General features: G+C 60.5%; 6 protein-coding genes. All 6 read right to left on the reverse strand.

Annotated features, from left to right (window positions below):
• On the reverse strand, window positions 1-1931 hold a 1931-nt coding region (locus R3F72_RS18265), incomplete at its 3' end, for a DNA topoisomerase III (protein WP_332780446.1).
• Between the two features lie 70 nt (window positions 1932-2001).
• On the reverse strand, window positions 2002-2421 hold the full coding sequence (locus R3F72_RS18270) for a hypothetical protein (RefSeq protein ID WP_087721068.1): 420 nt from the start codon (window positions 2419-2421) through the stop codon (window positions 2002-2004).
• Complete coding sequence (locus tag R3F72_RS18275; RefSeq protein ID WP_087721067.1) at window positions 2408-2614, reverse strand: hypothetical protein; 207 nt, start codon at window positions 2612-2614, stop codon at window positions 2408-2410. Before R3F72_RS18275 ends, R3F72_RS18270 begins: the two co-directional genes overlap by 14 nt.
• Before the next feature lie 6 nt (window positions 2615-2620).
• Window positions 2621-3193 carry a hypothetical protein gene (locus tag R3F72_RS18280; protein ID WP_332780447.1) on the reverse strand — a complete coding sequence of 191 codons (573 nt, stop codon included), beginning with the start codon at window positions 3191-3193 and terminating at the stop codon, window positions 2621-2623.
• A gap of 58 nt (window positions 3194-3251) precedes the next feature.
• Window positions 3252-3746, reverse strand: a complete 495-nt coding sequence (locus tag R3F72_RS18285; RefSeq protein WP_075563461.1) for a single-stranded DNA-binding protein — start codon at window positions 3744-3746, stop codon at window positions 3252-3254.
• A gap of 110 nt (window positions 3747-3856) precedes the next feature.
• A partial coding sequence (locus tag R3F72_RS18290; RefSeq protein ID WP_332780448.1) for a DUF3158 family protein occupies window positions 3857-4413 on the reverse strand: 557 nt, incomplete at its 5' end.

Here is a 4413-nt window from a genome sequence, read left to right on the forward strand (position 1 = left end):
GACCAGAAGGGGCCATTGCTGCTCTTGCGCTTGCGCATTTTCGCCTGACACTTGGGACAGGTTTCGCTGAGTGCCTCGGGCAGATTCAACTGAGGCTGCTGGAGCGCGATCTCAATAAGCTTATCGAGCAGCACGCTCTGTCGCTCCATGAAATCATCCAGCGTCATTGTCCCCTCGGCCACCTGGTCCAGCGCCTGTTCCCACAATGCGGTCATCCCAGGGTTGCTGATCTGCGGCGGTAGCACCGCGATCAGCCCCTGCCCCACCGGGGTCGAAACGATCGTACGCCCCTTCTTGCGAATGAACCCTCGCTTGAGCAGTATCTCGATGATGCCGGCACGAGTCGCCTCTGTGCCAATACCGGCGCTCTCTCGCAGCCTAGCGCGCAGACGTTCGTCAGTGACGAATCGGGCCGCGTTCTTCATCGCCGAGATCAACGTGCCTTCAGCGAATGGCTTCGGCGGCTGGGTCTGGCGATCCTTCACCAGGAGATCCACGACCGTACAGCTTTCCCCCTGACGGAGAGGCGGGAGCGCCTGCGCGCCGGACGCTTCCTCCTCCTCGTCATCACCGTCCTGCCCTTTGCCCTTCCCTCGGGGGAATAGCGCTTTCCAGCCCTCGACCCGCACCTGTCGTCCCGAGGCCACGAACGTCTCACCAGCGAGATCCAGACGCGCATCGGTCTGGTCGTACTCATGGACGTGCAGGAACTGCGCCAGATAGTGCCGACGGATAAGATCGTAAACCCGGAACTCCTCCTCGCTCATCCGATCGATCCGGCAGGGGGCTGTGGTAGGAATAATGCCGTGGTGAGCGGTAATTTTGCTGTCGTTCCACACGCGACTTTTGAGCGTCTGGTCCAGTCGATCGATGACCGGGGAGAGCTTCTCGTCCGAATGCAGGAGCGCCGTCACGACGGCCCCGATCTCGGACAGCATCGATGTCGGCAGGTAGCGGCAATCGGTACGCGGGTAGCTCGTGGCCTTGTGGGTCTCGTAGAGGGACTGGGCGATGTCGAGCACCTGCTGTGCACCGAAGCCGAAGCGCTTCGAGCACTCCTGCTGCAAGGTGCCCAGGTCCATTACCAAGGGCGCGCCCTCACGTTTGCGCAATGTCTCGACGGATGCCAGCGTAGCCTGGCCGCTCTGGCACCGGGCCGCGATCGTCCGCGCCGCCTCTTGATTGATGCAACGGCCTTCCTCGTCGAGCCAGTTGGCGTTGGCAGGCAGCCACTTCGCCTGGAACGGACCACCCTGCGGCTGTAGGTTCGCCACCACATCCCAGAACGGCTTGGGCACGAAGCTAGCGATCTTCTGATCCCGTCTCACGACCAGAGCCAGCGTCGGCGTCTGTACGCGGCCCACCGACAACACGCCCTGATGGCCCTGTTGCTGAGCCAGCACCGAAAACGCACGAGTCAGGTTCATGCCGACCAGCCAGTCCGCACGGGAACGACCCAGGCCCGCCTGGTACAGCGGCCAGGTCGACTCCCCAGGTCGGATGTTGCTCAGGGCCTTGCGAATCGACGCTTCATCCAGCGCCGACAGCCAGAGGCGGGAGACGCGGCCCTGGTAGCGACAAGCGTCGAGGATCTCGCGCCCGATGGTCTCGCCCTCCCGATCGGCGTCGGTGGAGACGATCACCTCGCTGCACTGCTTGAGCAGCCCCTGAATCACCTTGAACTGCTTGCCGGCATCCTTGCGCACCGTGTTCTTCCACTGCGTCGGCCGGATCGGCAGCGTGTCTAATGACCAGCGCTTGAGCGCCGGATCGTAGGCTTCGGGAGGGACCTGTTCGAGGAGATGACCAAAGGCCCAGGTGACGACGACGCCATCGCCCTGCAGACAGCCATTGGCTTTACGCGTCGCGCCCAGGACCGCACCAATATCGCGCGCCTGAGAGGGTTTTTCGCAAAGGAACAATCGAGACATGACACCGGGCCTCACAGAATGTGTATGGCCTCAGCGTGACGAGCTGGATCAGGGGATTCAGCTGGGAATGTTAATCGAGCTGGAGCAGATAATGCGCGTCGTCGATGATCCAGGCTTCCGCATTGCCATGGGCAGCACCGCGCGTGTTGTCTTCGGCCACACAGGCGATCTCAGAGTGTCGTGTCAGCGCCAGGGCCATTCGCTGAGCCAACGGTCCATTGAACGGAATGTCAGCATCGAGCCAGAACCACTGCGCCGTGGAGGCGTTATCGATGGTGATGACCTCACCGCTGAGCCAGCGCATGGGGATCAGGTAACGCCCCTGACCGGGCTTGAGAATGGTCGGTTTGAGCAACGTGCCATCGGGGGCGAAACGACATGTGACCGCACCGTCGATGACAGCCTGAATGTCCGACTCGATCAGCGGGCGATGTCCCAGGCGCGGGCGAATGAAGAACCGTTGATAGACCGCTGCCTCAGTCTCTTTCATCCTTGAGCATCCCCAGGTCGATCCATTCGACGATCGTATCGGCGCTGATACCGTACTCGCGCATCAATGCCTTGAGCTGAATACGAAACTCGACGACACGGCCAGTCGCCTGCGTACCGTCGAGTTCCCGGAGCATGTTGCCCAGCTGTTCATCCAGGCTCCAACCATCCTTGATGGTGAAGATGTTGGGCATGAGCAATCAGTCTAACGCGGCCTTGAGACGCTGTGTCAGCGCAGACTCCATGGCATTGCCATCGAATAGAGTTCGCTCGTCGGCCGGTGCCCAACTGTAGTGGATGCGCGAGCCCGCGCCACTCTTCTCGATCTGAACCCGCTGCAGGATCGAGTATCGTGTCCCTCCAACGGTCTGCCGTCCGTAATCACCGAGATTGTAGTAGGCCCCCGGGGTGCGGTCGTGCTTCCAGGCTATATCGCCCATCTGCATTTTTGCAGTGGTGCTCTCCGGGCTCTCGAAGTCATCGGGGGATCGGAACCCCATCGCCGACTTGATCCGAGCGTAAGCGGTATCGACGTCGACACGGGAATCGATGTCGACCGATCCGCTCTGGCTACCCAGACTTGTGGCATCGACCGCTTCCCCCTCGGCATTGGTTGCCACTTTCTGCGGCGTTTCGTTGGGATCGTAGTTCAGCGGCTCGCCGGTCACGGGATTGTTGAAACAGGTCACGCAGACACCGTTTGAGTAATAATGATCCTGCGCCGCGCAGCCCGCCAGTGCCACCATCCCCACTGCCATCACCCAGTGCTTCATCCCAGCACTCTCTTTGTCTGTTTGATGATAGAGCCTTCCTTCGAGTCAGCGAGCCCGCTCATTCCGAATAGCTCGGATCAGACCCCGCCGGGTTATCCCATTCACCTTCCGGTCCAGCGGCTTTAGGATAAGCTCCCTGTTGCGGAGCCTGGGACGATGAAGGCTGCCGTGGCGCTTGCTGGCCCTGTGCCGGCTCGAGCTGAACCTGGGTGACGCGGAAAGGCAGGATGCCGATGCGTACGGCCTGCACCTTGAACTGCGACCGGTTATTACCTTCTCCGTCCCGCCATTCGTCCAGCACCATTCGGCCCGATACCATGACGCGCAGTCCCTTCTGGTACAGCCGAGCCCATTGCTCGACATCGCGATGCCATATCTCGACGTTCGCCCAGAAGCCACCCTTGTCGACGTTGCCGGTATCGGTCGGCACCGGATTATCGAATCGGACGTTCAGTCGCATGACGCCACGCGATGGCTGATTGCCATTGGGGGAAAACATTTTCACTTCTGGATCCGAACCAATGTTCCCCTCGCCCATGAAATGCGTGCTCATCTGAATCTCCTGAATCGAATGTATGCCCGACTACAGTGGCCGGGAGCGGCAAAGGACGTCAGCGAGAAACGTTAAGGCCGGTTGCGAACTATTCCGAACCGTTGCAGATGTCAGACCATGGCCTCGATCTCGCCGAGATCGCTCAGCAGGCGATTTAGGCGATCGACCTGTCGAGTCGCCGCCGCAACTTTGGCATTGAAGATCGCGCGCTCGGTCTCGATCTCGACCAGTTGACGCTTCATCCCCACCGATATATCGCCGAACTGGAGCACGGCTTCGAGAAGGCGTCGCCCCATCTGGGTCTGCGCCTTGTCGCGCCATTGCACTGCGCGAACTCGTCCACCGCTGTTGTTGTGTGGTTTGAGCCAAAGTCCCGCCTGAACCACCGTGCGGTTGTAGCGATTGGCAAAGTCCGCCGCCTCCTGCCACATCCGACGACACTCCGCATCCAACTCATCCCGAAATCGAAGGATCTCCCCTTTACCCTTAAAGGGTTTTAAAAGGCCCTTTGCGTACTGATTCAGTGCAAAGTCCTGACGCTGTTCCAGTGCAGTCATCGCGCTCGCGGTCCTTTCCTGTTCTCGTTGCAGATACTTGGTTGCCCCCTCCGATCCTGCGGGGAGTGTTTCCAGTGGAATCACCCCGGCCTGGTCTCGTTGAAGTGATT

Origin of the sequence: Salinicola sp. 4072, from assembly GCF_036663415.1 — a bacterium.
Taxonomy (GTDB): domain Bacteria; phylum Pseudomonadota; class Gammaproteobacteria; order Pseudomonadales; family Halomonadaceae; genus Salinicola; species Salinicola salarius_A.

What these genes read in the sequence shown, in the direction of transcription:
- R3F72_RS18270 (WP_087721068.1), bottom strand. Translation starts at nt 2,421, where the DNA reads ATGAAAGAGACTGAGGCAGCGGTCTATCAACGGTTCTTCATTCGCCCG.
- R3F72_RS18275 (WP_087721067.1), bottom strand. Translation starts at nt 2,614, where the DNA reads ATGCCCAACATCTTCACCATCAAGGATGGTTGGAGCCTGGATGAACAG.
- R3F72_RS18280 (WP_332780447.1), bottom strand. Translation starts at nt 3,193, where the DNA reads ATGAAGCACTGGGTGATGGCAGTGGGGATGGTGGCACTGGCGGGCTGC.
- R3F72_RS18285 (WP_075563461.1), bottom strand. Translation starts at nt 3,746, where the DNA reads ATGAGCACGCATTTCATGGGCGAGGGGAACATTGGTTCGGATCCAGAA.